Here is a 26,535-nt window from a genome sequence, read left to right on the forward strand (position 1 = left end):
GTGAATGGTGCTTCATGTTGTATGGTGAAGTATCATTCATCTTTCGTCAAATGATGCCGGAGGGCCGCCCTCATGACCTCACCCCGACCGCTGCGCGCCGACGCGGCGCGCAACCGCACCCGGATCATGACCGCGGCGCATCAGCAGATCACCGAGCACGGGCCCGAGGTGTCGATGGAGCAGATCGCCGCTGCCGCGGGCGTCGCGGTGGGCACCCTGTACAAGCACTTCCCGAACAAGAACGACCTGGTCGCATCCGTGGTCGCCGCCTCGTTCGAAACGCTCGCCGATGACGCCGAAGAGTGTCTGCGACGCGAGGTCCAGGGTTCACCCGCCATGGCGGAGCTCACCGGCTTCCTCAGCCGTGTGATGGACACCGTCGCCCACAACCGCGCCGTCAAAGCAGCCGCTTACGCGCTCAGCGCCGACCACACCGCCCACCCCGCCATGCAGGCCGTGGAAACCCGCGTCACCCAGGCCCTCGGCGGGCTCATCCGCAGCGCACAGGCTCAGGGCGCCCTGCGCGCCGACTTCACCCTCGACGACCTGTACCTGATGCTCTCCACCCTCCCCGCCGACCAGCCGCCCACCGCCCGCACCCGATGGCTCGCCCTTCTCCTCACCGGCCTCACCGCACGCTGACCGCCCGCGAGGCAGGAGCGCACAGCCCTGTGCGCCTCTGCGGTCCGACGACGGCGACGCGCTCCGGCAGGTGCTTCGCCAGCTCCACGGCCACTCCGGCATCCCCGTCCTGTTCGGCGGACAGGTGGAGAACACACGGCTGAGCCTGTCGCAGTTCATCGGTGTGCGGACGGCGGGTCTGCGCGGCCTCAGGGTGCGCGCCGAGGCCGGGCTGGGCGGCCGGGTTCTCACCACGGGGCGGCCGACCAAGGTGACCGACTACAGATCGGCCCGCTCGATCACGCACGACTACGACCGCCCCCGTGCTGAGGGAGGGGATCCGCTCCGTCGTAGCCGTGCCCGTCGTGGTGTCCGGTGCGGTGCGCGCGGTGCTCTACGGGGGCCAGTCGACCGCCGCTCCCCGGCGGGCGAAGTCCAGGGCGTGTTCCCGGTCCTCGGCCGGCGCCCGTGATCGCGACAACACGATCGGTGAAGGTGATCTGGGACATGGATGCTTCTGGGTCTTGGCGCCGGAGGACCGGTGTGATGGTGCTGACCTGCCGGCCGGGTTCGCTGAGCGGGTAGATCAGCGGGGATCGGTGTCCCACGCGAGGTGGAGTTCTTGGATGGTGTTGACGGGACCGGATGCTATGCGGGGCGTCGTGCCGGGCTTGATGACGAAGTCCGGGATCCGGGCTAGCCACTCCTGGAGAAACACCGTGAGTTCGAGCTTGGCGAGGAAGGAGCCAGGACACCGGTGGGGGCCGTTGCCGAAGGCCGCGTAGTGCTGCTCGGGGTGGGGCCGGGTGAAGTCGACGACGAGCGGGTTGTCGACCTGCCGCTCGTCGAGGCCGTAGAGGTGGTTGGGGACGAGGATCTGCTCCCCCTCCTTGAGTCGCATACCGTGGAACTCGGTGTCCTGCGTGATCAGCCGTGCGCTGTTGACGAGCCCGTGGCGGCGGATGAGCTCCTCGACGGCGTTGGGCACGAGGGAGGCGTCGTCGATCAGCTGCTGCCGGTGTCCCGGGTTCAGCGCGAGGAACCGTACGACGAAGCCGAGGATCGAGGCGACGGTGTCCAGACCGGCGGCCAGGACGACTTGGGACAGCGCCACGGCCGCCTCGAAGGCGATGGGCTCGCCACCGATCTTCGCCGTCACGATCTTGCTCAGGAGGTCGCTGCCCGGCTGCTCGGCCCGTGCGGCCAGGGCTCGGGCGACGTACTCGCCCAGAGCGGTGTGGCCTTCATGGTGCTCCTGCTGATCCCGCGGGCGAATGACCTTCTCCGCGAGCGGCAGGAGGTAGTCGCGGTCTTCCGGCGGAAGGTCGACGGTGCCGAGGAAGACGACGACGGGCACGATCTGGGCGAAATCGCCGACGAACTCGCACTCACCCTTGGGGCGCAGCTCCTCGACGATCGAAACGGTGGTCTCCCGCACGATCGGCTCCAGGGCCGCTACGGCCTTGGGGGAGAAAGTGGGAGACACGAGCATCCGGTACGAGCCGTGCCGTGGCGGGTCCATCTGGACGACGGATCCCTCGCGCGCGTACTCGCCTCCGATCGAGAGGCGCGCGTGCGAGAAGCGCTTGTGGTCGAGCTGGATCGCCTTGATGGCGTCGGCGCGTGTGACGACCCAGTGGCCGCCGTTGCGGGGGGTCCAGAAGATGTCGGGCAGGGTGTCCTGCGCGTTCTTCCAGGCCACGTGCAGGTCCTCGTTGATGCCTGCCGGCCGCAGGTAGTCGAAGTCGACGACGCGGTCTTCCGGTACGTGCGCGGGGATGTCCATCGTGGAGCTTGTGGTCATCGTGTCACCTCTCTCGTCAGGGTGGTCGGGCGCTGGGAGGAAAGGGCGAGTCAGGCGCCGGTCTGGGAGGCAGGGAGCCTCACGATCAGGCCGTCGGTGTCCTCGGTCACCTGGACCTGGCAGGACAGTCGGCTTGTGGGCCGGACGTCGAAGGCGGCCTCGATCATGACTTCCTCGGCCTCCTCGGGCGCAGGCAGCTTGTCGGCCCATGCCGGGTCGATGTAGACGTGACAGGTGGCGCAGTTGGCGTAACCGCCGCACTCGGCGACGATGCCGGGGACGAGGTTGTCCATCGCGGCCTGCATGACAGACGCGTCGGCGGCTGCCTCGACGGCGTGCTCGGTGCCGTCGTCCTCGATGAAGGTGATCTTGGGCATGGTGAACTCCCCTCCTCGCGTGGGTGTGTTTCATGAACAGGCGGCCCTTTTGGCCGCCTCGGCGGGCCCAGGAGCAGTCACCGCCCCGTGGGGGCGGCCGGGATCAGAGTGCGGCCTGAGCCAGGGGGATCTCGCAGTCGGCCAGTCGCTCGGGGTCGACGGGACGGCCACTGGTGACGAGCTGCCGCGCGGTGGCGAAGTCGCCCGGTCGGCTGATGACGTCGGCGGCGACAACCCTGTCGCCCGTGAGGTAGAAGGCAGACAACGTCGTGCCCGTACCACTGCGGGTGATACACCGGTCGTGGCCGGCTGACAGGCCCACCATCTGGAGCTTCAGGTCGTACTGTTCCGACCAGAACCACGGCGTCGCCGTGGACGCCTGTGGCTGGCCGAGGATGGTCGCCGCGGCGACCTTGGCGTGCTCGATGGCATTGGGCGCCGACTCCAGTCGGATGCGCCTGCCGGCGTAGGCGCTGGGCTGGTTGGCACAGTCGCCGATGGCGAGGATGTCCGCGTCGCTCGTACGTGCGAACTCGTCGACGACGATGCCGTTGTCGACCTGCAGACCTGCTGCGGAAGCCAGGCCGGTGTTCGGCTCCATGCCGATCCCGACGAGTACGAGGTCGGCGTCGAGCCGGTCCATGACCCCGGAGACCGACACCTCCACCCCGGTCACCCGGCGTCCTGACGCGTCCACGGCCACGTCGGTCACCGTGGCAGCGAGTCGGAAGCGGACACCGTGGGAGCGGTGAACGTCCTCAAGGAAGTCGCTCACCTCCGGCCCGGTCACGCGCGCCAGGAGTCGCTCAGCCGCCTCGACGACGGTGACGTCGAGGCCAAGCTGTGTGGCCACCGCAGCGATCTCCAGGCCGACGTAGCCACCGCCGATGAGGACGAGCTTGCGGCCCGGGACGAACTGCGGACGCAGCGCGTCGACGTCGTCGATCCGGCGCAGCGTGAAGAGGTTGTCGAGCCGGTCCATGTCCACGCCTGGCAGCGTCAGGCGCCGCGCGCGGCCTCCTGTCGCCAGGACGAGTCTGTCGTACGGCAGGCGGCTGCCGTCGCTGACGACGAGTTCTTTCACCGCCCGGTCGATCGCTTCCACCCATGTGCCCAGCCGCAGTGCGATGTTGAAGCGTTCGTACGTCGCGGCAGGCTTGAGGTAAAGCTGTTGCCGGGAGAGTTTTCCGAGGAGGAAGCCCTTCGAGAGTGGCGGGCGCTGGTACGGCGGGCTCAGCTCGTCTCCGACGAGGGTGATGCCGCCGCTCCAGCCGCGCTGGCGCAACGTCGTCGCGAGTTCACTGCCGGCCTGTCCGGCCCCGACCACAACTAAGTTTTCTGGCATGGTTCGGCGTTCCTTCCATCGTGAACCTCCCTGGAAACAGAGCAAGGTGGAGTCGAGCCCGGCGACGCCGTTGCCGGCACTGGCCGATCGGGATTCGGTTCAGAGCGACTGGGTTTTGGCGCGAATCTCGTCGAGAGACTTGACTACGCCCCTGAGTTCTTCGGCCGGCATGTCACCGACCAGCTCCGTCATCAGCTGCTCGACGATGATCTTGGCTGCGGCGTGGACGCGACGGCCTTCATCGGTCAGGACCAGGCCTCTCTTGCGCCGGTCGTCCGGGTCGGCAACCCGTTCGAGTAGTCCTCGCTTCTCGAGCGAGTCGATCTGCCGCAGCACGACGGTCTTCTCCCTGGCGAGCTCGGCGGCGAGCTGAGCCTGGGTGATCAGGTCGGTGTGCTCTGCGAGGGCTTGGAGCACCGCGAACTGATCCGGCGTCAAATCCAGACCGCCGGCCCCGAAGAGTGCGCGTGTCTTTCTCGTCAACTCGGCCACGAGCCGCATCAGCGCCGGGACGAGTTCCACAACATGGGCGCTATTGTCAATCATTGAGATCCTCACTCAGTGACAATGTCAACCATATTGCGAGTGCCGGGTTGCTGTCAACCTGCGGTCGGATGGGTGCGGACAGGGTGGGGGCCGGAGGGTTGCGAACGGCTCTGGTGGGTGCCCGGGGCGAGGCTGGGAAGTGCGCCGTTTCCGTGCCCTCGCGTGCATCGACTGCCGGTGAACGCTCCCTGAGAACGGGGCAGGCCACCGTGCAACTGTCCTTGGTGAACTGCCAGTTCGGTCCAAGGGGGTGCCCGGTGGCCTTGTCCCGGCATGACCTACTTCGCTTGCTTGAGTCACTACGTTCGGCAGACGGTCTTGAACTCGTCCGCGAGGTCGCTGATCGGCTGCTGCAGGAACTGATCGAGGCCGAGGCCACCGCCCGTATCGGTGCGGAGCGGGGCGAGAGGACCGACAGCCGCACCACCTGGCGCAACGGGCACCGGGAGAAGACCGTGACCACGCTGGCCGGCGACCTGGAGCTCGCGATCCCGAAACTGCGGGCCGGCAGTTTCTTCCCGAGCCTGCTCGAGCACGGCGCCGGATCGACCAGGCCCTCTACGCGGTCGTCATGGAGGCATACGTCCACGGCGTCTCCACCCGCTCGGTCGACGACCTGGTCAAAGCCCTCGGCTCGGACACCGGCATACCGAAGAGCGAGGTCTCCCGGATCTGCGCGGACCTCGACGAACAACTCGATGCGTTCCGCACCCGCCCGCTGGATCACATCCGCTTCCCCTATGTCTCTCTCGATGCCACCTACGCGTTCGACGACCAGATCCCTGGTCGCGGGTGCGGGAAGGCGCATGATGCGCTCGATGACTTGACTGCGCAGGTGCATCGGTGGCGTCCTTCGTCGGCCTATTGGTTGTGGTTGCCGTGGTGCCGGTGCTCGGCGAGCAGTCCAGGCAGCCTGTGGAGAGGCGCTGGTCGAGCAGTTGCGCCTCGACGGCACTCAGAAGCTGTACCTCGACGTGGAGCCGGATGTCCTCGTCGTAGGCGGGCGAAGAGCCAGCCGGTGCGGAGGCGGCAGGGTGCCGGTCACGTCGGCCGTCAGCTCCGGTGGGTGCAGGCTCGTCGGACTGGTCACCTGCGGGCCGCTCCGGTGCTGTCGGTCCAGCACGGAGATGCGGGTACGCAGAGTGTGTGTGCTGTTGAGTGGCACGGCGACGCCCAGGCGCGGCACATATGCCGGGTCTCACCGAGCGAGGACTGCGCGCAGGCCGACCCTCTCATTTTGGTCGGCCGGCTCGCGGGTGGGCGCCTCAGGCGGGGTACGTGACGTCGGTGAGCTGTTCGGACACGGCCCACAGGCGCTGCTGGACGGCCGTGTCGTGTGACTTCTTGCTGGAGGCGACCACCTTGGGGTATCCGCGGGTTCCGCCCATGCCTCTGGGGCCGTAGAACTGGCCGCCGGTGACGGCGGGATCGGTGGCCGCCCTCAGGCTGGGCAGCGCCCCCATGGAGGCCGACTGGGTGACCAGAGGCTGGACCAGTTCGGCTCCCTTGCGCGCCAGGCCGCTCATGTTCTGATTGAGTTCGGTATCCGACGCGCCGGGATGCGCGGCGGCGGCGATGGTGGTGCGGTGCGGGGCGAGGCGGCGCTGGAGCTCGTAGGTGAACATCAGGTTGGCCAGCTTGGCCTGCCCGTAGGCGGCAACCCGGTTGTAGGAGCGGTCGAACTGCAGGTCGTCGAAGTGGATGTCGGCCCGGATGCGGTGGCCGACGCTGCTGACGGTGACCACCCGGGAGCCGGGCACGGGCAGCATCAGGTCCAGCAGCAGGCCGGTGAGCGCGAAGTGCCCGAGGTGGTTGACCCCGAACTGCATGTCGAACCCGTCCTCGGTCTTCTGCCGGGGGGTGTACATCACGCCCGCGTTGTTGATGAGCAGGTCGATCTTCGGGTGCGCGGCGTGCAGCTCATCGGCGGCCTCGCGTACCGATTTGAGGCTGGCGAGGTCCAGGCGCTGAAGGCTGAGCTTGGCGCCCGGGGCGCTTTCCCTGATGCGGGCGAGGGCCTGGTGGCCCTTGCCGGGGTTGCGCACGGCGAGGACGACGTGCGCGCCGTGCTCGGCCAGGGCCCGCGCGGTCTCCAGCCCGAGTCCGCTGTTGGCGCCGGTGACGACGGCGACCCTGCCGTCCTGGGCGGGGATGTCCTGTTCGGTCCACCGGTTGCTCCTGCTGGCCATGATGATCAACCTCCATAACGTGAATGTGGCTTCACCTAGTAGAGTGAAGCACCATTCACCTTTCGTCAAATGGTCGCCTCGGCCTGGGCTCTCACATCTGCTGGGGCCCTCCGGAAGCGCGGTGCCATGCGGATGGCGCCGTCGAGGCGGATGACCTCGCCGTTGAGCACGGCGATGCGCTGGGCGGCGAGCCGGAAGACGTTGAACCGACGAGGTTGACTCCGACCACCCGGGCGGAGGCGTCCAGGTCCAGTGGTCCGCTGCGGGAGAGCATGCGGCCCGGCGTCGCGACGCCCGCGCAGCTGACCGCGACGATGAGACCCGGCCAATTGATGCCGATGAGCGCCATCGGCACGGTGCGCTCTCGAGGAGTGGACGCGCCGCCGGGCCATCTGTTCACACTCGGGATCCTGCGACCAAAAGGCCGCCCGTGTCGCCTGTGCGGTGGCATTGGAGCCTACGAACGAAACCGCCGGGACGTGCGGGTCGTCGACGAGCTGCTCGGCGGTTTGCTGCCGCCTGCGGCCGATGGTCAACATTCCCTCGGGGCAGACCCGCACGCTGGAAGAACTCCATGACCTTCACCGGCGCCGGCGCGGCGACGGGGTTCTGCTCACTGGGCTGCCAATCGAGTGCCGCACCTGCGCCCTCTTTGCTGCGGCTTTCGAGTCGCTCGCCAGGTTCAGCAAGCTTGTTCGCCGTCTGCCCGCCGCCCTGCAGTCAGGCCTGCTGCTGGCCGACCTGCCCACTCGCCGGCCTGCGGGCGTCGCCTCATCTCGCATCTCCTGCACCGCAACGGTCCAGCTCGCCCGGCTCACGACCGCCGGCGCAGCGAGTGGGCAGGTCGGGGGGTGGCCGTCCAACTGGCGAGCAGTTTGAGTCGTTCTTCGTCCGGGGTGCCCGGCTGGGCGGTGTAGATGGTCAGCGAGTGCGCCTCGCGGGCGGAGATCGGCAGGTCCAGTGGCTGGTAGGTGAGTTCCAGAGGGCCTGCGTCAGGGTGGTGGAAGTGTTTGACGCCGCCGTGGTGGATGCGCACGTTGTGGGCGGCCCACCGGGTGCGGAATTCGGTGCTGACGGTGGACAGCTCACCGACGAGTTCGCGCAGTGCCTTGTCGTGGGGGTATCGGCCGGCTTCGGCGCGCAACAGTGCGACGGTGGTGTTCGCGGCGCGGTCCCAGTCGTCGACGAAGTCGTGGGAGGCGTCGTCGAGGAAGTAGTAGCGGGCGAAGTTGGGGCGATGGCGCTCGCCGGTGGTGCGACTGTCGAACATCGGTGCGAACAGGGCGCGGGCGAGAGCGTTGGTGGCCACGATGTCCAGGCGACCGTTGCTGACGAATGCCGCGGACAGCGTCATGGAGTCGAGCAGCCACTGGACGCGGGGCGGGACGTCGACGGCCTTGTGGCGGCTCCGGTTCGCAGGGCTGGGATGAGCAGCCTTGGCCAGGTCGAACAGGTAGATGCGTTCGTCCTCGCTCAGCTGCAGGGTGCGGGCCACGGCGTCGAGGACATCCTCGGACACGCCGCTGATGTGGCCTTTCTCCAGCCGTGTGTACCACTCGGTGCTCACCCCGGCGAGGACGGCGACCTCCTCGCGGCGCAGCCCGGGCACGCGACGCCGGCCGCTGGTGGGCAGGCCAACCTGTTCGGGGGTGAGCTGGGCGCGTCGGCGGGCGAGGAAGTCACGGATGTCGGCGCGGTTGTCGGAGCGGCTTTCCATGCTTCCCACGCTACGGCCCGCAACCGGGGCAAAGGGGGTTGAGCTTGTACCCCCCATAAATGCAGCCTCCCGCGCGGGCGACAGGAGCGGTTTCGTGGGATGCGCACCCCGATCTCGATCGCTGCGGAGATGATGCATGACCCTGCGAGGAGGAGCCCTCCACGCCCCCGCCGATGGCCGCACCGGTGACCGCGAGCGTCCGCCCGCCCGGCTTCCGCTCGTCGTGTACGTGCTGGCCCTGGGCACGTTCCTGATGGGCACGACCGAGTTCGTGGTGGCGGGCCTGCTGCCGGAGATAGCGGGCGATGTGCAGGTCAGTGTGGCCCGGGCCGGGCTGCTGATCACGGTGTTCGCGGTCGGGATGATCGTCGGCGCGCCGCTGATGGCGATGCTGACGCTACGGCTGCCCCAGCGGCTGACGCTGATCCTCGCCCTGGGCGTCTTCGCGGCCGGACACGTCATCGTCGCGCTCGGTTCCAGCTTCACGCTGCTGCTGGCCGCGCGGTTCTTGACCGCGCTGGCGACCGGGGCGTTCTGGGCGGTGGCCAACGTGGTGGCCGCCCGTGCGGCCGGTCCCGCCGCGAGCTCCCGTGCTCTGGGCGTCGTGGGCGCCGGCGCGATGCTCGCCAACGTCGTCGGCGTGCCGCTCGGCGCTTTCGCCGGGCAGCTCCTGGGCTGGCGGGGACCGTTCTGGGCCCTGGCCGTCTTCGGGGCGACGGCCATGGTGCTCATCGCCCGCCAGGTTCCGCGCGACACCGACGGCGGCCAGGCGATCTCCGTGCGCTCCGAGCTGTCGGCTCTGCGCTCGGGGCGCCTGTGGCTGGCACTGGCGGCCTGCACGACCACGACCGGCGGCGTGCTGTCGACGTACACCTATATCTCGCCGTTGCTGACCGACCGGGCCGGTCTGGCCGCCACCCTGGTGCCGCTGGTGCTGGTCGGCTTCGGCGTCGGCGCCCTGGCAGGGTTCCTGGTGGGAGGCCGCCTGGGGGACCGCCGTCCGCACACGATCACGATCGTGGCCCCCGCGGTGACCACGGCCCTGCTGCTGGCGATCTGCCTGCTGTCCACCCACGCCGTGCCGACGGTCGCGCTGATCGCCCTGCTGGGACTGTTCGGTCTGGGCGCGAACCCGGTCCTCATCGCCCTGGCGGTGCGCTTCGCAGGCCAGGCACCCACTCTGGGATCAGCACTGACCGTGTCGGCGTTCAATCTCGGCACCGCCATCGGCTCCTGGATCGCCGGAGTGGCCCTCGCATCCCCCTTGGGGGCCACGGGCCCCGCCGTCATCGGCACCGTCATCGCCGCATTGACCCTGGTCCCCACGATCGCCATCGCGCTCACCCAGCGCCGGCGCCCGGCGGCATGAGCCCCACAAACCGACTAACACGAAACGGCGCCCCAGGCGCCAGCACAACAGAGCAAGGAGATCCACCATGCGTGGAGTAGTGATGTACACGGCCGGTGACGTTCGGGTGGAGGAGCGCGAGGATCCGAAGATCGTCGAGCCCACCGACGCCATCGTGAAGCTGACCGCGACCTGCATCTGCGGCTCGGACCTGTGGCCGTACCGCGGCATCGAGCCCGCCGACCACCAGGTCATGGGACACGAGTACGCCGGCGTCGTCGAGGAAGTCGGCTCCGAGGTCAAGAACGTCAAGGTCGGCGACTTCGTCGTCGGGTCCTTCGTCATCTCCGACAACACCTGCGAGATCTGCCAGGCCGGGTTCCAGTCCAAGTGCGTGCACGCCGAGTTCGTCGCGCAGACGATCGGCACCCAGGCCGAGAAGGCCCGCATTCCGCACGCCGACGGCACCCTCGTCGCCACTCCGGGACAGCCCGATCCCGAGCTGATCCCCTCCCTGCTGGCCGCCTCCGACGTGCTCGGCACCGGCTGGTACGCCGCCGTCGCCGCCGAGGCCGGGCCCGGCAAGACCGTCGCGGTCGTCGGCGACGGCGCCGTCGGCCTGATGGCCGTCCTGGCCGCCAAGCAGCTCGGCGCGGAACGCATCATCGCGATGTCCCGCCACCCCGAGCGGCAGAAGCTGGCCCGCTACTACGGCGCCACCGACATCGTCGAAGAGCGCGGTGATGAAGGCGTCGCGAAAATCAAGGAACTCACGGGCGGCCTCGGAGCGCACTCGGTCATCGAGGCGGTCGGCACCCAGGAGTCCTTCATGCAGGCCGTCGGCGCCACCCGCGGCGGCGGACACCTTGGCTACGTGGGTGTGAACTACGACGTGTCCATCCCCGGCATCGAGCTGTTCTTCGCCGGCATCCACACGCTCGGCGGCCCTGCCCCGGTACGCCGGTTCCTGCCCGACCTGATCCAGCTCATCTGGGACCGCAAGATCGACCCCGGCAAGGTCTTCGACCTCACCCTGCCGCTGGAACAGGCCCCGGAGGGCTACAAGGCGATGGACGAGCGGCGCGCCACCAAGGTGATCCTCACCTTCTGATCCCGCCTCTCACACCCCTTCTCCGCCCGCTCCCCACCACGGCAGAAGACGGAGCGGGCTGAGGAGACTCGACTGCGGCGCGGCGTGGCGACTCCCCAGCCGTTCCGTTCTGTCACCCGTCATTGCGCGACATACCGCGTGCGGGCGACGGCCCCCGCGCACGGCCATCCCCTCCTGCGGCGATGGCGAGTCACCCAGCCGTGCTCCTGGGCACGGGTGGTCGGTCCACGATCGCGTCCGGCTGCCGGGCCATTCAGGGCCGCCGCCGCTCTCCGCTCCCCGAAGGGTGCGGCGGCGGCCCGCCCCATCGCACGAAGAAGCACTCCCCGGAGGCAGTCCCATGCTCAACATCGCAGACGTACTGCACCGCTGGTGCCGCGCAGCCCGTCCCTTCGCCCTGGCGACCGTCGTCGACGTCACCGGCAGTGCGCCCCTGCCTATCGGTACGTCGGTCGCGGTCGACGAAGAAGGCAACGCGGTCGGCAGCATCTCCGGCGGCTGCGTCGAAGGCGCGGTGTATGAGCTGTGTCAACAGGTGCTCTACGACCGGGGCGCCCCACAACGCGCCTGGTTCGGCTACTCCGACGACGATGCCTTCGCCGTCGGCCTGACCTGCGGCGGCGAACTGGACGTCCTCGTCCAGCGGATCGACCCCGCACAGCAGCCCCACCTGACCGCCGCCTTCGCCGAGGTCACCGAGGGCCGACCGGCCGCCGTGGCACAGATCGTGGACGGCCCTGACCACCTCATCGGCGCGACTCTCAGCATCCTCGGCGACGACGACGTCGCCCACGGGACCATGGGCAGCGGACCGGTATACCGGGCGGTGGCGGACCAGGCCCGTGCCCTGATGCGTATGGGGCGCACCGGACGCGCGGAGGCCGGCGGCGGGGGAGACGACTGTCCGGAACCGCTGTCCGTGCTGGTGCACGTCCACGCCGCCCGCCCGCGCATGCTGATCTTCGGCGCCGTCGACTTCGCCGCCGCCCTCAGCCAGGCCGGGGCCTTCCTCGGCTACCGGGTCACCGTGTGCGACGCCCGCCCCGTCTTCGCCACCACGGCCCGCTTCCCGCACGCGGACGAGGTCGTGACCGACTGGCCTCACCGCTACCTGGAACACACCGATGTGGACGAACGCACCGCCATCTGCGTCCTCACCCACGATGCCAAGTTCGACATCCCCCTACTGCGCCTGGCGCTCGGCACGTCTGCCGCCTACATCGGCGCGATGGGCTCACGGCGCACCCACCACGAGCGCCTGCACCTGCTGAGGCAGGCCGGCCTCACCGAGGACCAACTGGCCCGGCTGCGGTCCCCCATCGGCCTTGACCTCGGCGCCCGCACTCCGCAGGAGACCGCCGTCTCCATCACAGCGGAGATCATCGCCCACACCAACCTGGGCACCGGGCTGCCCCTGTCGTCGACCAGCGGCCCGATCCACCGGCCGGCCGTGAGAGAACGAGCAGCCATGAAGTGAGCCGGGCATTGAGTGCTCACCGAGGCGGCGCTCCACGCGGCGGAAGAAGTGGGTCACACCGGACAGCTACCTCACGGGTCACGTGTATGACAACACCGCCCTGAACGAGGTGACTCGTCGGCTGTCCGTGGCGCTCGACCGGCCAGCGACGGCCGCACGCTCCGGCGACTACTGCTTCCTCCGCTTCGAAGCCGCCGGCATTGGGCGCGAGTGGCTCCGCGACTTCACCCGCAAGGTCGGCCGCGTCGCACCCGGTACGCCAGTAGGCGTGCCATCTCCGAGTGGTTGTCGGCTTGGTCGCCGAGGGTCAGGGGTTCATGGCCCCAGACGGTAGTCGTGAGCCTGCTCGGGAGGGGGGTTGAGTTTATGCCCCCTATAGACACGACCTTCCTCACGCGCGGCTGAGCCGGTTTCCTGAAGCACCGCAGCTCGATCACGTTCCGTATCCCGTACTGCACGACTTCCCGCTTGAGCTGCCGCAGAGCCCTGTGCGTGGTTGATCCGTCCGTGATGTGAAGGCGTACGAATGTCTACTGAATTCCCTCAGTCCTCCGTTCCTCCCCCCGCCGGAGTCGACGAGCCCTCCTCGGCGCCCACCCGGCGCACCTTCATCGCCACCACCACCGTGGTCGGTGGTGCTGTCGTTGCGGGCGGTGTGATCGGAGGCACCTTGCTCGTCGATGACGAGGTGGCCGCCGCCGAGGCCCCGCCTGAGAGCCGGGTCTCCTTGACGGTCAACGGCACCCGGCGGACCGTGACCGTGGACAACCGCACCTCGCTGCTGGATCTGCTGCGCGAGCAGTTCGGCCTGACCGGCTCGAAGAAGGGGTGCAACGCCGGAGCTTGCGGGGCGTGCACGGTTTTGGTCGACGGGCGTCGGGTGAACTCCTGTCTGACGCTGGCGGTGCGTCTGGAGGGTGCCGAGGTCACCACGGTCGAGGGCCTGGCCGAGGGCGACGAACTGCACCCGCTCCAGCAGGCGTTCATCGACGAGGACGCCTTCCAGTGTGGCTACTGCACGCCCGGCCAGATCATGTCCGGGGTCGGCTGCATCCAGGAGGGGCACACCGGTTCGCCGGAGGAGATCCGGGAGTGGATGAGCGGCAACATCTGCCGCTGCGGCTGTTACGTGAAGATCGTGCGCGCGGTCGAGCAGACCGCCGGCCGGAAGTAAGGAGCCGCTGACATGCATCCCTTCTCCTTCATGAAGGCCGCAGATACCCGTGAGGCCCTCAACGCGGGCCGTCGCGGCGGTCGTTATATCGCCGGCGGCACCACCCTCGTCGACCTGATGCGCGAGACGGTCGAGCGCCCCGAGACCCTGGTCGACATCAGCGACCTGCCACTGCGCGACATCAGGGTCACCGAGCGTGGGGGCTTTCGCATCGGCGCGCTGGTGAGCATGGCCGAGACCGCCGCCCACCCCAAGGTGCGTTCCCTGTTCCCGGTCATCTCCGAGGCGCTGGAGCTGAGCGCGTCGGCGCAGCTGCGGAACATGGCGACCATCGGCGGCAACATCATGCAGCGCACCCGGTGCACTTACTTCCGGGACGTGAGCGCCGACTGCAACAAGCGTGAGCCCGGCTCGGGCTGCGCCGCTCTGCACGGCTTCAACCGCATGCACGCGATCCTGGGCACCTCCGATGCCTGTGTGGCCACGCATCCGTCCGACGTGGCGGTGGCGTTCGCGGCGCTGGAGGCGACCGTGCATCTGCTGGGCCCGGAAGGGGAGCGCACGGTGCCCTTCGCCGACTTCCTGCTGCGGCCTGGCAATGCCCCCAACCGTGAACACGCCCTCCGCAAGGGCGAGTTGATCACGGCGGTGGAGATCCCCGCCCTGCCGCGCCCGCTGAAGTCCGGCTACCTGAAGGTACGTGACCGGCAGTCGTACGAGTTCGCCCTGACCTCGGCGGCCGTCGCCCTGCACGTGCGCGGCGGGGTGATCCGTGAGGCGAAGGCCGCCGCCGGGGGAGTGGGCACGGTGCCGTGGAAGCTGCCCGCCGTCGAGCGGCACCTCGTCGGGGAACGTCCCTCGGACGCCCTGTGGACAGCCGCCGCCGAGGAGGCGGTGCAGGGGGTTCGTCCGCTGGAGAACAACCGGTTCAAGGTCGCGCTGCTGAAGCGGACCGTCGAGCGTCAGCTGCGCGTCGTAGGAGGTACCAAGTGAGCCCCCAGCCCCAGGCAGCCGTGGGTGCGCCGCTGTCCCGGGTGGACGGGCGGCTGAAGGTCACGGGCAAGGCGCTGTACGCCGCCGAGTTCGATGTCGACGGGGTGGTGCACGCGGTCATCGTCGACGCGAGCGTCGGGCGCGGCCGTATCACCGGCGTCGACACGCGTGACGCCGAAGCCCATCCGGGCGTGTTGCGGGTGATCCATCACGGCAACGCGCCGAAGCTGCCGTACCGCGACAATCCGGGTTCGAACAACCTTCCCGGCCGCAGGCTGCGGGTCTTCCAGGACGACAAGGTCCTCTTCCATGGTCAGCCGGTCGCCGTCGTGGTGGCCACCACCCTGGAGGCAGCGCAGCACGGCGCGAGCCTGGTCAAGGTCGAGTACGACGCCGAGCAGCCCTCGACCGACCTGCACGAGGCCAAGGCGGGCGAGCCGACCGAGTACGCACGCGGTGACGCCGAGGCCGGCCTGCGCGAGGCGGCGGTGCGGATGGATCTGACGTACCGGATGGCGCGCAACCACCACAACCCGATGGAGACGCACGCCACCATCGCCCGCTGGAACGGCAACAAGCTCACCGTGTGGGACAAGACGCAGTGGGTGGTGGGCACCCAGACGGAACTCTCCACGGTGTTCGATGTGCCGCTGGACTCCGTGCGGGTCATCAACCCCTTCGTCGGCGGCGGCTTCGGCAGCGGACTGCGCTGCTGGCCGCACACGGTCGTCGCCGCGCTGGCCGCCCGCGAGATGAAGCGTCCCGTCAAGGTGGTCCTGACCCGCAAACAGATGTACTTCGGTACCGGCTTCCGGCCCCTGTACGAGTACCGGCTGCGCCTGGGCAGTGACCGGCGGGGCCGCCTCAAGGCCACGGTCCACGAGATAGACGCGGAGACCTCGTCGTACGAGACGTTCGAAGAGGCCATCATGCTTGCCGGCCAGATGTTCTACAGCACCCCCAACGTCAGCCAGGAGTACCGCAAGGTGCCCCTGGACGTGAACAGCCCGATCTGGATGCGCGGCCCGGGCTTCGCGAACGCTTCCTTCGCCATCGAGTCGGCCATGGACGAACTCGCGCACCGCCTCCGCATCGACCCGATCGAGCTGCGCCTGCGCAACGAACCGGCCGAGGACGAGTCCAACGGGCTGCCCTGGTCCACCCGCCGACTGCGCGAGTGCTACACCGTCGGCGCCCGGGAGTTCGGCTGGCACCGGCACAATCCGAAACCCCGCTCGAGGCGGGATGGCGACTGGCTGATCGGTCTGGGCATGGCGGCGGCCGTGTACGACCCCAACAACATGGAGGCGCACGCCCGCGCCCGCCTGAACGCGGACGGCACCGCGGTGGTCGAGGCCGCCGCCAGCGACATGGGCCCGGGCACCTACACCTCCCAGACCCAGGTCGCCGCCGACGCCCTCGGACTCGCCATGCGCGCGGTGACCTTCCGGCTCGGCGACTCCCTGTATCCGCAGACCCCGCCGCACGGCGGCTCCATGACCATGATGTGCGTCGGCTCCGCCAACCTCGACGCCTGCAACAAGATCCGCCAACAGGCGATCGAACTGGCCGTAGAGGACGAGAAATCACCCCTGTACGGCGTCAAAGCCGAGGACATCGTGGTGCGCAGCGGGCGGTTGCACGTGCGGAGCAACACGGCGCGCGGCGAGACCTACCAACGGCTGCTCGCCCGCAACAACCTCACCCACATCGAAGCCGACGGCTCCTGGGCCGGGCCGCAGGATCCCGAGCGGCACTCGTACTACTCCTACGGCGCGGTCTTCACCGAGGTCGGGGTCGACGCGACCCTGGGCCTGGTGCGGGTGCGGCGGATGCTCGGCGTGTACGACTGCGGACGCATCGTCAGCCCCAAGCTCGCCGACAGCCAGGCCCTGGGCGGCATGGTCGGCGGCATCGGCCAGGCACTCCTTGAGCACACGGTCACCGACCACCGCGACGGTCGTATCGTCAACGCCGACCTCGCCGGCTACCTGGTCCCGGTCAACGCCGACATCCCCGAGATCAAGGCCATCTACCTACAGGGCGAGGACATGTAGGCCGACCCGCTCGGCGTCAAGGGGGTCGGAGAGATCGTCCAGGTCGGGGTGGCGGCCGCCATCGCCAACGCGGTCTTCAACGCCACCGGACGCCGGATCCGCGAACTGCCCATCACCGCCGAGGCGTTGCTCTGAGCCGAAGCCCCGATACGAGCCCCCGGGCGGCCGGTTTCGAGGTGAGACGACCGCCCGGGGTGCTCCCCCTACCGTCCGGCGGCCGACCATGCCTGGCCGCCGGACCCCGGGGCCGCCGCCGTGTCACTCCCCCCGACGACACAGCGGCGGCCCACCTGCCCAAGCCGTCGCACTCCAAGAATCGTCGTCCCCCGTCGTCTCACACGGAGACCCGCCCATGCTGAACATCGCGGACACGCTGAACCGTTGGTGCCGCGAGGCACGTCCCTTCGCCCTGGCCACCGTCGTCGACGTGCGGGGCAGCGCACCCCTGCCCACGGGTACGTCGGTCGCGGTGGACGCGGAGGGAAACGCGGTCGGCAGCATCTCCGGCGGCTGCGTCGAGGGCGCCGTGTACGAGCTGTGCCGACAGGTGCTGCACGACGGGGGCGCCCCGCAGCGGGCCTGGTTCGAGTACTCCGACGACGACGCTTTCGCTGTCGGGCTGACCTGCGGCGGCGAGCTCGACGTGTTTGTGCAGCGCGTCGACTGGTCCGACGGACCTCACCTCGCGGCGGCTCTGGGTGAGGTCGTGGAAGGGAGGCCCGCGGCCGTGGCCCAGGTCGTCGACGGCCCGGACGACGTCCTCGGCTCCACCTTGAGCGTCCTCGCCGACGGCAGCATGACCTACGGCACCCTGGGCGACGGATCGGCGGACCGGCTGGTGGCGGAGGAAGCCCGGGCCCTGCTGCGGGCAGGCCGCACCGCCCGCGTCACGGTCGGCGGCAGCGGGGACGGATGCCCTGAACCGCTGACCGTCCTCGTCCACGTCCAGGCGTCGCGCCCGCGCATGCTGGTCTTCGGCCGCGGTCGACTTCGCCATTGCGCTCAGCGCCGCCGACCCGCGGCTTCCACGGCCGCCGGCATCCACAGCTCAGCCCCAACCCACGCCGAGCAGGCCTGAGCCATCGCTGGTCAGGACCGCACCCATCAGAGGACCGATCAAAACGGACGCTCGGGCACGCGGGTGAGATGACGGCCGACCACCGGCGCCCCCCACCGCGTCCACCGGGCCGGGCCCAAGACATGGCAAGGAACCGTCCCGACCGCCTCGGTGGCCGACCCGAAACCGCAAAGGAGCAACCCCATGCACGCTGCAGTACTGCACGCCCCCGGCGACGTACGTGTGGAAGAGATCGCCGCCCCGAAGAGCACCGCCCCGACAGATGCCCTCATCCGGCTCTCAGCTTCCTGCGTCTGCTGCTCGAGCCTCTGGCCCTACCGCGGCGTGGACACCATCGACGGCCCCACCCCATGGGACACAGTACGTCGGCGTCGTCGAGGGGGTCGGCCGTGAATCCGCACGGCGTCAGCCGCCGCAAACTGCTGGGACTGATCACCGCCGGCTCCGCTGCCGCAGCGGGGCTCCTGGCCGTGAACTGGCAGAACGCGTCCGACCCTGGCTGGCCGGGCATCTCCCCGGTCAACGCCGGGGGCACCCCACCGAGGCGGGGCAACAAGACCCTGGTCGTCTTCTACTCCAAGACCGGCAGGAACTTCCCCGACCTCAACCTCGAAGTCGGCAACACCGCCCAGGTCGCCGGATTCATCCACGACCGAGTCGGCGGGGGCAGATACGAGGTCGTCCCGGCCGAGCCATACCCCGCCGACTACGACGAGACCGACAGGATGGCGCAACGCGAGGCGAGTGAGCGCCTCTACCGTCCCATCAAGCCCGGCACACCCGACACCGACCAATACGGCACAGTCTTCCTCGGCTTCCCGGTCTGGTGGGGCGAACAGCCGATGGCGATGCAGACCTTCATGCGGGATCACGATCTGAACGGCGCCAGGATCGTCCCCTTCGTCACCCACGAAGGCTCGCAGTTCGGTAACTCACTTGAAATCCTCGAGCGCTACTACCCCCAGGCAGACGTCCTGGACGGCTACGCCCGGCAGGGCCAGCAGGTCTACCGCGATCCTGACGGCACCCGGACCCAGGTCAACTCCTGGCTGGAAGAACTGGGGTTCTGATGGCCAGGACGCTACTGCTGTGGGGCCTTGTCGCGGTGTTCCCGCTGCCCCTCGTGCTCACGCTGAACGCCCAGCTCACGGACGTGACGAACATGCGGCTCTACATATCCCTGGGGCTGGTCGCGTACTGCTGGTGGCTGCTGGCGATCCTGCTCAGTGTGCGCCCGTCCTGGCTGGACCGGGCAGTAGGGCTGCGGCACATCTACGCGCTGCACGGTGTGCTCGGCATCCTCGCCCTCATCCCGGCATATCTGCACCGCGAGAACACCTTCGCCCCGAGCACCTGGGCCAGGGACCTCGGTGACTGGGCGTTCTGGGCGGCGTTCGCGGTGCTGTGCTATTCGCTCCTGTTCATGAGCGGATGGCTGACCGACAGGTCGCCTCTCCTGCTGAAGGTGAAGAGCCGGCTCGAACTCGCCTTCCGGCACCAGCTCTCGGTCTGGATACATCGGCTCAACCTGGCCGCCGTCCTCCTGATCTGGCTGCACGTCCACGTGATCGACCGGGTGGCCCAGCACTTCGCGTTCATGGTCCTCTTCGACCTTCACACGGTTGTGGTGCTCGGTATCCACGTCTGGAAGAAGTGGATCGCACCAGACAGCTACCTCACGGGAAGAGTGCAGGACAACGTCGCACTGAACCGGGCGACCCGCAGGCTGGCGGTCACACTCGACCGTACGTCGACGACGTCACGGCCCGGCGACTTCTACTTCCTCCGGTTCGAGGACCCGGGCATCGGCCGGGAGTGGCATCCCTTCTCCGCGACCGACGACCGTCACGACACCCTGACGTTCACGATCCGGCAGACCGGCGACTACACCCGCAAGGCCGGCGGCGTCGCGCCCGGAACACCAGTACGCCTGGAAGGGCCGTTCGGACAGTTCGACCAGACTGTCCGGCAACACCCTGTCGGTGCACCGCTCGTGCTCGTCGGCATGGGCGCAGGTGTCGCACCGCTGCTAGGTCTGATCGCAGCCCATCGAGGGGATCGGCGCATTCACCTGCTCTGGTCGGTCCGCCGTCCCGAGGACGCCTACTACGACACCCTTCTGCAGGAGTACGAAAACCTCAGCGGCGGTCGCCTCACCGTCACTGTCCGGACCGGGCGGTTCACCCGAGACGATCTGACCCATGCCCTGTCCGACGAGGAGGTCGCGCGTGGGGCATTCTTCGTCGTCGGGCCCAACCCAGCCGTGCTGGCCACCCAACGCACGCTGCGCCGCATCGGGGTATCAAGAGGCCGCACCCACCACGAGCGACTCACGATGTAGTTCCGGCTCATGCCAACTCAGCGGCCGTCATGGATAGTTCGCTGACGTGAGGATCAAGATCTTGATCGTGGTCACGCACCCAACGTCGGCGCAGCCACCGCCGCCGTGCCAGTTCATGCTGTCGCCGGTGAATGCCGCCGCAGGGATGCTCTGCTCGGGGCGGCGCGAGAACAGCCGTCCGACTTCTGCGGGGAGCGGGCCATCAGGCGGCACAGAGTCGCGCACGCGGATCAAAGTGAAGTCGGCCGCCGCCCAGGAAGCTATGGGGACTTGCTGGGGTGCCGGCGCATCCTGGGGCCCCGTGGTCTCGCCGCCGCCAGCAGAACCGCGGTGCGGAACGAGGACGCCGGGGCGCCCGCTGGTCAATGTGCTGCGTTGAGGGACAAGTGCGGAGCCGCGTCCCAGGCGAAACACCGAGCATGCCGCCTCTGGACGGAGGCCCGTCGAGATACGGTCCTGGTGGGCCGAAACTCAGGCGACGCCGTCCATCCGCACCCGCCCGCGTGTTTCAGGAGAGGGGCCGCGACGGCAAGGGCTGCCAGGGGGCGAGGCGTCGCTGGGGAGCGTGGGCAGGACGGCGAAGAGGACAGTGGGGAAATTTTATAGCGGTGTCAGCACGCCACCCGCGAGCCCGGCCTGCTTTGAGTGCACGCCCTCGGTCTGTGCCGTTGGTTCTGGTGCTCACTGGACCGGGTGGATTCCCGGCCGCTGGTTTTCAGGGAAGCTGGGGGTAGAGCGTCGAGACGCCCCCCGACAGTGCGGCCTGTGCCTGGTGGGCGGCGTCGTCCGCGAGGATCTCGTAGGCGCCGGCGGCGATGCCGTCGATGGCGATGCGGGCGATGTCGGCGGGGTCGGACTTGGGCGCGTCGACGGCCCGGGCCATGTCGGTGTCCATGTAGCCGACGTGCAGGCCGGCGACGCGGATGCCCTGGTCGGCGAGTTGGAGGCGCAGGGTGTTGGTGAGTGACCACTGTGCGGACTTGGCGGCGCAGTAGGCGCCGGCCTCCGGGAAGCTGAACCAGGACAGGCCCGAGAGGATGTTCAGGATCGCGCCACCGCCGCCCGCTGCGATCTGGGGTGCGAAGGCCCGGACCACCGAGAGGGTGCCGAAGTAGTGGGTGTCCATCTCCAGGCGGATGTCGTTCAGGCCGGCGGCCAGTAGATCGGCCCCGGTGGAGGACCCTGCGTTGTTGATCAGGACGGTCACGTCGCCGGTGGCCTGGGCGGCGGCCGCGACGGAGGCGGGGTCGGTGATGTCGATCGCGATCGGCTTGGCGCCGGGCAGGTCGACTTGGTCGGGGTTGCGGGCGCCGGCGTAGACCGTGGCGCCGCGGCTGAGCAACTCGGTGGCGAGGGCCCGGCCCAGGCCCCGGTTGGCTCCGGTGACGAGGGCGGTGCTGGTGGAGAGGTCCATGAAAAGCTCCTCGCGATGTGGGAAGGGCGCTGTGGCGGCGCATCGGCTGCGCCTGCTGATGGGCTCCCTCGAGCAATTAAAGTACGCTCATAATCCTATGAGCCTGGTGACCGCAAGACAAGGAGGCGGCCCGCGCCCTCGTCGTGTCGGGCTTCGAGGTGATCGGAACCGCTCGTAACACCGCGCGAGTCACCGCGCTCCCGTGTCGCGCAACGCCGGCTGCCGTTTGCGTTCAGAGCACCAGTGCGGAGGCGAGCGCGGGGCCGATCGCGCCGCCGAGGAGGTAGAGCAGGGTGAACAGCCCGATCGCTGTCGGCTTGTCCTGTTCGGGCACGGAGGCCGTGGCCGCGATGACCTGGGTGGCGTTGGCTGAGGTGGCGGCGAACAGCGCCAGGAAGATCCCGGCCAGGAGGAGAACCGGCGCACTCGCGAGGACCGCGGCGAGTGCGGCGGCGGTCCCGGCTGCGGCGAGGACGATCCGTACGTTCGTGCGGGAGAACCGGGCGGCGATGGAGGTGAATGCGAGGGTGGTGAGCGAGGCCAGGACCATCGCGACGAGCTGCCCGGTGGCGGCGGCGTCTTTGGTCCAGTGGGCGCGGGTGATGAGCAGCTGGGGGATGACGAACAGCAGGGTGAAGTACCCCGCGGAGAGAGCGAGTGTCAGGCAGGTGGCGGTCTGGAACCGCGCGGACCGGATTGTCGTCATCGGCACATAGCCGTCGGGGCGGCGGCGCGTATGGATGATGAGCCAGATGATTGAGTTGGCCGTCGCTGCCAGGGCCGGCAGCGGGTTCGAGGCGACCATCACGACGCTTCCGGAGAGCCCCCACTGTGCGGACTTGTCGGCGCAGTAGGCGCCGGCCTCCGGGAAGCTGACCCATGACAGGCCGGACAGGATGTTCAGGATCGCGCCACCGCCGCCCGCCACGATCTGGGGTGCGAAGGCCCGGACCATCGAGAGGGATCCCGCGACCGCTTCCACCCGGGCCGGTCGATGGGCAGGGGCCCTGTATCCGTTTCCGAGGGGCCGCTTCCGCCGTGGGGGCTCATCTGACAGGCCGGTGGTGGTACCGGCCTGTCGGGGGCGCTTTCGGTCAGGCGAGGTTCTTGGTGAAGAACTCGTCGAACCTGTCGAAGGGGATGAGGTCTTTGCGGTCGTACAGGTCGACGTGGTCCGCGCCTGGGACGATTACGAGGTCGATGTTGTCGGGTGCCTTGGCCTGGATGTCCTCGGAGTAGTAACGGGAGTGCGCGTCGGCGCCTGCCACCAGGAGGGCCTTGCGGGGTGCCAGCATGTCGATGTTCGTCGCCAGCTGGAAAGCGAAGAACGACATCGGCGTGGTGCCGGTGAATGCGGTGGTGGAGTTGATCGAGCGCGGGTGGTAGCCGCGCTCGGTGCGGTAGTAGTCGAAGAAGATCGCCGTAATCGGGTCGGCGTCTGTCGGGAGGGTCTCGGGAAGGACGCGGTTTGTGGGGGCGACGTTGCCGTTGTCGTCGAAGGGGACCTCGTGTGAGAGTCGCGCGTAGGTGCCGTTCTCGGCGTCGATCCAGCGCTGCCGGCTGAGGTGGTCCACGACCTTCTGGCGCTGCTCACGTGTGTAGTAGTCCTTGTGGCCGCGGGACATGCTGCGCGACATGTCGTACATCGAGGCCGTGGCGACCGCCTTGATACGGCTGTCTGCAGCCGCCGCGGTGAGCGCCATAGCGCTCAAGCCGCAGACGGCCTGCGCGCCGATCCGCTTGCGGTCGACGATCTTCTGCAGGCCGAGGAAGTCGACGGCGGCGCTGTAGTCCTCGGTGTAGATGTCTGGCGAGGCCACATCGCGCACCGTGCCGCCGCTCTCCCCGGAGAAGGAGGGGTCGAAGGCAAGGGCGACGTAGCCGCGACGGGCGAACTCGTTGGCGTAGAGCCCCGAGGACTGTTCCTTGACCGCGCCGATCGGGCCGCTGACCACCAGGGCGGGCAGCTTGCCCCTGGCGTTCTTCGGCACGTAGAGGTCCGCAGCGACCTCGATGCCGTAGCGGTTCTTGAACCGCACGGAGGACCGCTTGACGTTCTTGTCCAGTGCGAAGGTGTAGCCGCCCTTGTCCGTGGCCTTGCCCTGTCCTGTAGCGCCCGCGGCGCGGCTCGTCTCCGCACCGAAGGAGGGCACAGCCGCGACGGAGGCGGCGCCGGTAGAGGCGATCAGTCCGAGCGCTTTACGACGTTCCATGGAGGCGACCTCAAACTCGATCGGTGGAGGAAAGGGCGCGACGGTCGGTGATCTCGTGACCGAGGCGCGATTTCAGGAAACCGCTTCTGCGCCAGGCGTGGCAGGTCGCATTTATAGGGGGGACAAGCTCGACCCCCCACCCCGCGGGGTGTGTGTCGTAGCGAGGAAGCCGCAGCACACCGACGCCTCGGCCAGGCCGCCGCCATGTCCGAGGGCGGCCCAATTGGTGCAGGCGCCTCGGGCGGACGGCGTCTGCGCGGCGGCGGCCTCGGGTGCAGTGGTCGGGGTCAGGACTTGGTGACGACCACTTCGTAGGTGGGTGAGGCGGGCGGGTCCTGCGGCGTGGGGCGGGTGTCGAAGTGGGCGTTCACCGCGGCGAGCAGAGGGCCGAAGCGCGCCGCGGTGGCCGGGACGCCGTAGGCCGGGCTGGTGATCTCCTTCTCCAGGGTGCCGCTGCGCAGGTCGCCGCTGAGGCGGAAGCGGGAGATCTTGTTGTCGAAGCCCTCCACCACCCACAGATCCCGGCCGTGGAGCACGAGACCGTCGGCGTTGGGTGCCTTGACGCCCCTTATCACTGCGGAGGCCCCGGTGTCCGGGTCGACCGTGTAGATCCGTTGGTTCGCGAAGTGACCGACGATCAGCGTCTTGCCGTCGGGCGTGGTCTCGATCCCGTTGAGGTTGTACTCGCCGCTCAGCTCAGCGGCCGGGCCGGTGACGTCGAGGGTGCGGACCTGTCCCAGGGTGCCCTGCTTGCTGACGGGCACGAAGTGGAGCTTGGCCTGCGCGGAGTCGGTGAACCAGGCGCCGACCGCGGTGAGCGCCACGTCGTTGATGAGGCTGGTGGTGCCGGGGACGGCGAGTTGGAGGGTGGCGACCTCTGCACCGGTGGAGGTGCTGTACACGTAGGCCTGGCCGCTCTTGTCGCCGGCGACGAAGAGCAGACCGTGGCGTGTGTCGGCCTTCATGCCCACTGCTGCCCGGCCGGCGGGGGCGTCGATGAAGCGTTCGGCGGTGCCGGTGCGGATGTCACCGCGGTAGATGTCTCCGGCGTAGAGGTCGCCGGCGTAGAAGGTCGTGCCCTTGCCTGCCGCGATGCCCTCGGCGGAGGTGGCGCCGGGCAGGGTGATCACCTTGTCCTGCAAGGCCACGTGGTGGGCGGTGGGGGTGGCGGCCACAGCAGAGGTTGCCGTGTGGGAACCCGCGACGAGCAGTCCCGCTGCGAGGAACGTGACGGGTACGCCCTTCAGGACACGGGCGGGCGAACGCTTCCAGAGGATTGTGCGCATGGCGTCTTCCTGTTGTGTGAGTTCGGGTGAGTCCTGGCCCCACCTGTCAGGTGGGGCGCGGATGCGCCCCTGCGGGGTGGCATCGGGTGTGTGTGCCGGCGCCGTGGCGGACGGGCCCGTGTCGCGCGACGCCGGCTGCCGTTTGCGTTCAGAGCACCAGTGCGGAGGCGAGCGCGGGGCCGATCGCGCCGCCGAGGAGGTAGAGCAGGGTGAACAGCCCGATCGCTGTCGGCTTGTCCTGTTCGGGCACGGAGGCCGTGGCCGCGATGACCTGGGTGGCGTTGGCCGAGGTGGCGGTGAACAGCGCCAGGAAGATCCCGGCCAGGAGGAGAACCGGCGCACTCGCGAGGACCGCGGCGAGTGCGGCGGCGGTCCCGGCTGCGGCGAGGACGATCCGTACGTTCGTGCGGGAGAACCGGGCGGCGATGGAGGTGAATGCGAGGGTGGCGAGCGAGGCCAGGACCATCGCGACGAGCTGCCCGGTGGCGGCGGCGTCTTTGGTTCAGTGGGCGCGGGTGATGAGCAGCTGGGGGATGACGAACAGCAGGGTGAAGTACCCCGCGGAGAGAGCGAGTGTCAGGCAGGTGGCGGTCTGGAACCTCGCCGATCGGATCGTGGCCACGGGCACATAACCGTCGGGGCGGCGGCGCGTATGGATGATGAGCCAGATGATCGAGATGGCCGTCGCTGCCAGGGCCGGCAGCGGGTTCGAGGCGACCATCACGACGCTTCCGGAGAGCACCGCGACCAGCAGCGCGCCCCACGCGTCGAAACGGTCTGTGCCGGCTGCGCCTGGTGCGGCGCGGCGGCTGACGGCGGGTACGGCGATCAGCGTGATCGCCAGCATGGAGAGCGCGACGCGCCACGACAGGACGTCGGTGAGCTGGGTGCCGATCAGCGGACTGACCGCACCGAACAGCCCCATCGCGGCGCTGATGGCGCCGATCCTGCGGGCGCTGCCGGCCAGGGCGATGGCGAGCACGTTCAGGCCGGCTCCGCCGGCGGCCTGGGTGGCCCGTCCGGCCACGGCCAGGGGCAGCCAGGGCGAGAACAGGACGAAGAGCGTGCCGGCGGCGACGAGCGCGGCGCTCGTGAAGAGCACCGTGTGCCTGCCGCGATGCCTCATGAGCGCGGCTTGCAGCGGTGTCGCAACCGCCAGGACGAGCGCGAACACGGTGGCGAGCCAGGAAGCGGTCGCGGCGGTCGTGTCCAGCGCGGTGCCGATGTCGTCGAGGATGAGCACCGTCGCGTTGTTCGCGGCGGCCACCGGCGACGCCATGAGCACGAGCCACAACACCGGCACCAGTGGCCGGGAGAGCTCCCGCGCGGGGCTCTGGCTGGACGTGTGTGAATGTGCGGGTGAGTTGTCCGTCATGGTCTCCGCGCCTTCGGGGTGCGGGCGGGGGCTTGTCCGGTCGCCGACCGCCGGCGCCCCGCCCTTGAA

General features: G+C 69.1%; 22 protein-coding genes and 3 pseudogenes. 12 read left to right on the top strand and 13 right to left on the bottom strand.

Annotated elements, in window-relative coordinates; translation table 11 throughout:
- Positions 1 to 72 precede the first annotated feature (72 nt).
- Positions 73 to 642: a TetR/AcrR family transcriptional regulator gene (locus tag AB0I77_RS17140; protein WP_363283371.1), complete on the top strand. Its 570-nt coding sequence runs from the start codon at positions 73 to 75 to the stop codon at positions 640 to 642.
- A gap of 70 nt (positions 643 to 712) precedes the next feature.
- On the top strand, positions 713 to 1,093 hold the full coding sequence (locus AB0I77_RS17145; protein WP_190147077.1) for a hypothetical protein: 381 nt from the start codon (positions 713 to 715) through the stop codon (positions 1,091 to 1,093).
- A gap of 114 nt (positions 1,094 to 1,207) precedes the next feature.
- Here AB0I77_RS17145 and AB0I77_RS17150 read toward each other — a convergent pair whose 3' ends face one another.
- The 4 genes from AB0I77_RS17150 to AB0I77_RS17165 all read right to left on the bottom strand — a co-directional run bounded on the left by AB0I77_RS17150 (position 1,208) and on the right by AB0I77_RS17165 (position 4,693).
- Positions 1,208 to 2,425: a cytochrome P450 gene (locus AB0I77_RS17150; protein WP_363283372.1), complete on the bottom strand. Its 1,218-nt coding sequence runs from the start codon at positions 2,423 to 2,425 to the stop codon at positions 1,208 to 1,210.
- A 50-nt stretch (positions 2,426 to 2,475) separates the two neighbouring features.
- The gene (locus AB0I77_RS17155) at positions 2,476 to 2,802 is read right to left on the bottom strand and encodes a 2Fe-2S iron-sulfur cluster-binding protein (protein WP_363283373.1); all 327 of its coding nucleotides are present in this window, start codon (positions 2,800 to 2,802) and stop codon (positions 2,476 to 2,478) included.
- A 103-nt stretch (positions 2,803 to 2,905) separates the two neighbouring features.
- On the bottom strand, positions 2,906 to 4,147 hold the full coding sequence (locus AB0I77_RS17160; RefSeq protein WP_363283374.1) for an FAD-dependent oxidoreductase: 1,242 nt from the start codon (positions 4,145 to 4,147) through the stop codon (positions 2,906 to 2,908).
- Positions 4,148 to 4,246: 99 nt separating this feature from the next.
- On the bottom strand, positions 4,247 to 4,693 hold the full coding sequence (locus AB0I77_RS17165; RefSeq protein ID WP_363283375.1) for a MarR family transcriptional regulator: 447 nt from the start codon (positions 4,691 to 4,693) through the stop codon (positions 4,247 to 4,249).
- A 68-nt stretch (positions 4,694 to 4,761) separates the two neighbouring features.
- Here AB0I77_RS17165 and AB0I77_RS17170 point away from each other — a divergent pair.
- A pseudogene (locus AB0I77_RS17170) lies at positions 4,762 to 5,975 on the top strand (transposase).
- Here AB0I77_RS17170 and AB0I77_RS17175 read toward each other — a convergent pair.
- On the bottom strand, positions 5,959 to 6,882 hold the full coding sequence (locus AB0I77_RS17175; protein WP_363283376.1) for an SDR family NAD(P)-dependent oxidoreductase: 924 nt from the start codon (positions 6,880 to 6,882) through the stop codon (positions 5,959 to 5,961). The pseudogene AB0I77_RS17170 and the gene AB0I77_RS17175 overlap by 17 nt on opposite strands.
- Positions 6,883 to 7,696: 814 nt before the next feature.
- Complete coding sequence (locus AB0I77_RS17180; RefSeq protein WP_363283377.1) at positions 7,697 to 8,599, bottom strand: helix-turn-helix transcriptional regulator; 903 nt, start codon at positions 8,597 to 8,599, stop codon at positions 7,697 to 7,699.
- A 136-nt stretch (positions 8,600 to 8,735) separates the two neighbouring features.
- Between AB0I77_RS17180 and AB0I77_RS17185 the strand changes: the two genes are divergently transcribed.
- The 9 genes and pseudogenes from AB0I77_RS17185 to AB0I77_RS17225 all read left to right on the top strand — a co-directional run bounded on the left by AB0I77_RS17185 (position 8,736) and on the right by AB0I77_RS17225 (position 20,178).
- Complete coding sequence (locus tag AB0I77_RS17185; protein ID WP_363283378.1) at positions 8,736 to 9,968, top strand: MFS transporter; 1,233 nt, start codon at positions 8,736 to 8,738, stop codon at positions 9,966 to 9,968.
- A gap of 67 nt (positions 9,969 to 10,035) precedes the next feature.
- Positions 10,036 to 11,058 carry a zinc-dependent alcohol dehydrogenase family protein gene (locus AB0I77_RS17190; protein ID WP_363283379.1) on the top strand — a complete coding sequence of 341 codons (1,023 nt, stop codon included), beginning with the start codon at positions 10,036 to 10,038 and terminating at the stop codon, positions 11,056 to 11,058.
- 340 nt (positions 11,059 to 11,398) lie between these two features.
- Positions 11,399 to 12,535 (top strand): XdhC/CoxI family protein, encoded by a 1,137-nt coding sequence (locus tag AB0I77_RS17195; RefSeq protein WP_363283380.1) that lies wholly within the window; start codon positions 11,399 to 11,401, stop codon positions 12,533 to 12,535.
- Positions 12,536 to 13,061: 526 nt separating this feature from the next.
- On the top strand, positions 13,062 to 13,709 hold the full coding sequence (locus AB0I77_RS17200; RefSeq protein WP_363283381.1) for a (2Fe-2S)-binding protein: 648 nt from the start codon (positions 13,062 to 13,064) through the stop codon (positions 13,707 to 13,709).
- A 12-nt stretch (positions 13,710 to 13,721) separates the two neighbouring features.
- Positions 13,722 to 14,702 (top strand): xanthine dehydrogenase family protein subunit M, encoded by a 981-nt coding sequence (locus AB0I77_RS17205; protein WP_363283382.1) that lies wholly within the window; start codon positions 13,722 to 13,724, stop codon positions 14,700 to 14,702.
- A pseudogene (locus AB0I77_RS17210) lies at positions 14,699 to 16,894 on the top strand (xanthine dehydrogenase family protein molybdopterin-binding subunit). Before AB0I77_RS17205 ends, AB0I77_RS17210 begins: the two are co-directional and overlap by 4 nt.
- A 217-nt stretch (positions 16,895 to 17,111) precedes the next feature.
- Positions 17,112 to 17,772 (top strand): annotated as a pseudogene (locus tag AB0I77_RS17215) (XdhC family protein); the annotation flags it as partial.
- Between the two features lie 454 nt (positions 17,773 to 18,226).
- Positions 18,227 to 18,907 (top strand): flavodoxin, encoded by a 681-nt coding sequence (locus AB0I77_RS17220; RefSeq protein WP_363283383.1) that lies wholly within the window; start codon positions 18,227 to 18,229, stop codon positions 18,905 to 18,907.
- Positions 18,907 to 20,178, top strand: coding sequence for a ferric reductase (locus AB0I77_RS17225; protein ID WP_363283384.1), 1,272 nt, complete (start codon positions 18,907 to 18,909; stop codon positions 20,176 to 20,178). Before AB0I77_RS17220 ends, AB0I77_RS17225 begins: the two co-directional genes overlap by 1 nt.
- A 27-nt stretch (positions 20,179 to 20,205) precedes the next feature.
- Here the strand turns inward: AB0I77_RS17225 and AB0I77_RS17230 are convergent, their stop codons facing one another.
- From AB0I77_RS17230 to AB0I77_RS17260, 7 genes are all read right to left on the bottom strand, one after another.
- Positions 20,206 to 20,403: a hypothetical protein gene (locus AB0I77_RS17230; RefSeq protein ID WP_363283385.1), complete on the bottom strand. Its 198-nt coding sequence runs from the start codon at positions 20,401 to 20,403 to the stop codon at positions 20,206 to 20,208.
- Positions 20,404 to 20,893: 490 nt separating this feature from the next.
- On the bottom strand, positions 20,894 to 21,592 hold the full coding sequence (locus AB0I77_RS17235; protein WP_329254531.1) for an SDR family oxidoreductase: 699 nt from the start codon (positions 21,590 to 21,592) through the stop codon (positions 20,894 to 20,896).
- Between the two features lie 232 nt (positions 21,593 to 21,824).
- Complete coding sequence (locus AB0I77_RS17240) at positions 21,825 to 22,547, bottom strand: MFS transporter (RefSeq protein ID WP_363283386.1); 723 nt, start codon at positions 22,545 to 22,547, stop codon at positions 21,825 to 21,827.
- Positions 22,548 to 22,686: 139 nt separating this feature from the next.
- Positions 22,687 to 23,805 carry an alpha/beta hydrolase gene (locus AB0I77_RS17245; protein WP_363283387.1) on the bottom strand — a complete coding sequence of 373 codons (1,119 nt, stop codon included), beginning with the start codon at positions 23,803 to 23,805 and terminating at the stop codon, positions 22,687 to 22,689.
- Between the two features lie 287 nt (positions 23,806 to 24,092).
- Positions 24,093 to 25,091 (bottom strand): SMP-30/gluconolactonase/LRE family protein, encoded by a 999-nt coding sequence (locus tag AB0I77_RS17250; protein WP_363283388.1) that lies wholly within the window; start codon positions 25,089 to 25,091, stop codon positions 24,093 to 24,095.
- Between the two features lie 148 nt (positions 25,092 to 25,239).
- Positions 25,240 to 25,557 (bottom strand): hypothetical protein, encoded by a 318-nt coding sequence (locus AB0I77_RS17255; RefSeq protein ID WP_363283389.1) that lies wholly within the window; start codon positions 25,555 to 25,557, stop codon positions 25,240 to 25,242.
- Positions 25,558 to 25,593: 36 nt separating this feature from the next.
- A complete protein-coding gene (locus AB0I77_RS17260; RefSeq protein ID WP_363283390.1) occupies positions 25,594 to 26,466 on the bottom strand; it encodes an MFS transporter in 873 nt (290 codons plus the stop codon).
- Positions 26,467 to 26,535 lie beyond the last annotated feature (69 nt).

The organism is Streptomyces sp. NPDC050619 (genome assembly GCF_040654815.1).
Taxonomy (GTDB): Bacteria; Actinomycetota; Actinomycetes; order Streptomycetales; family Streptomycetaceae; genus Streptomyces.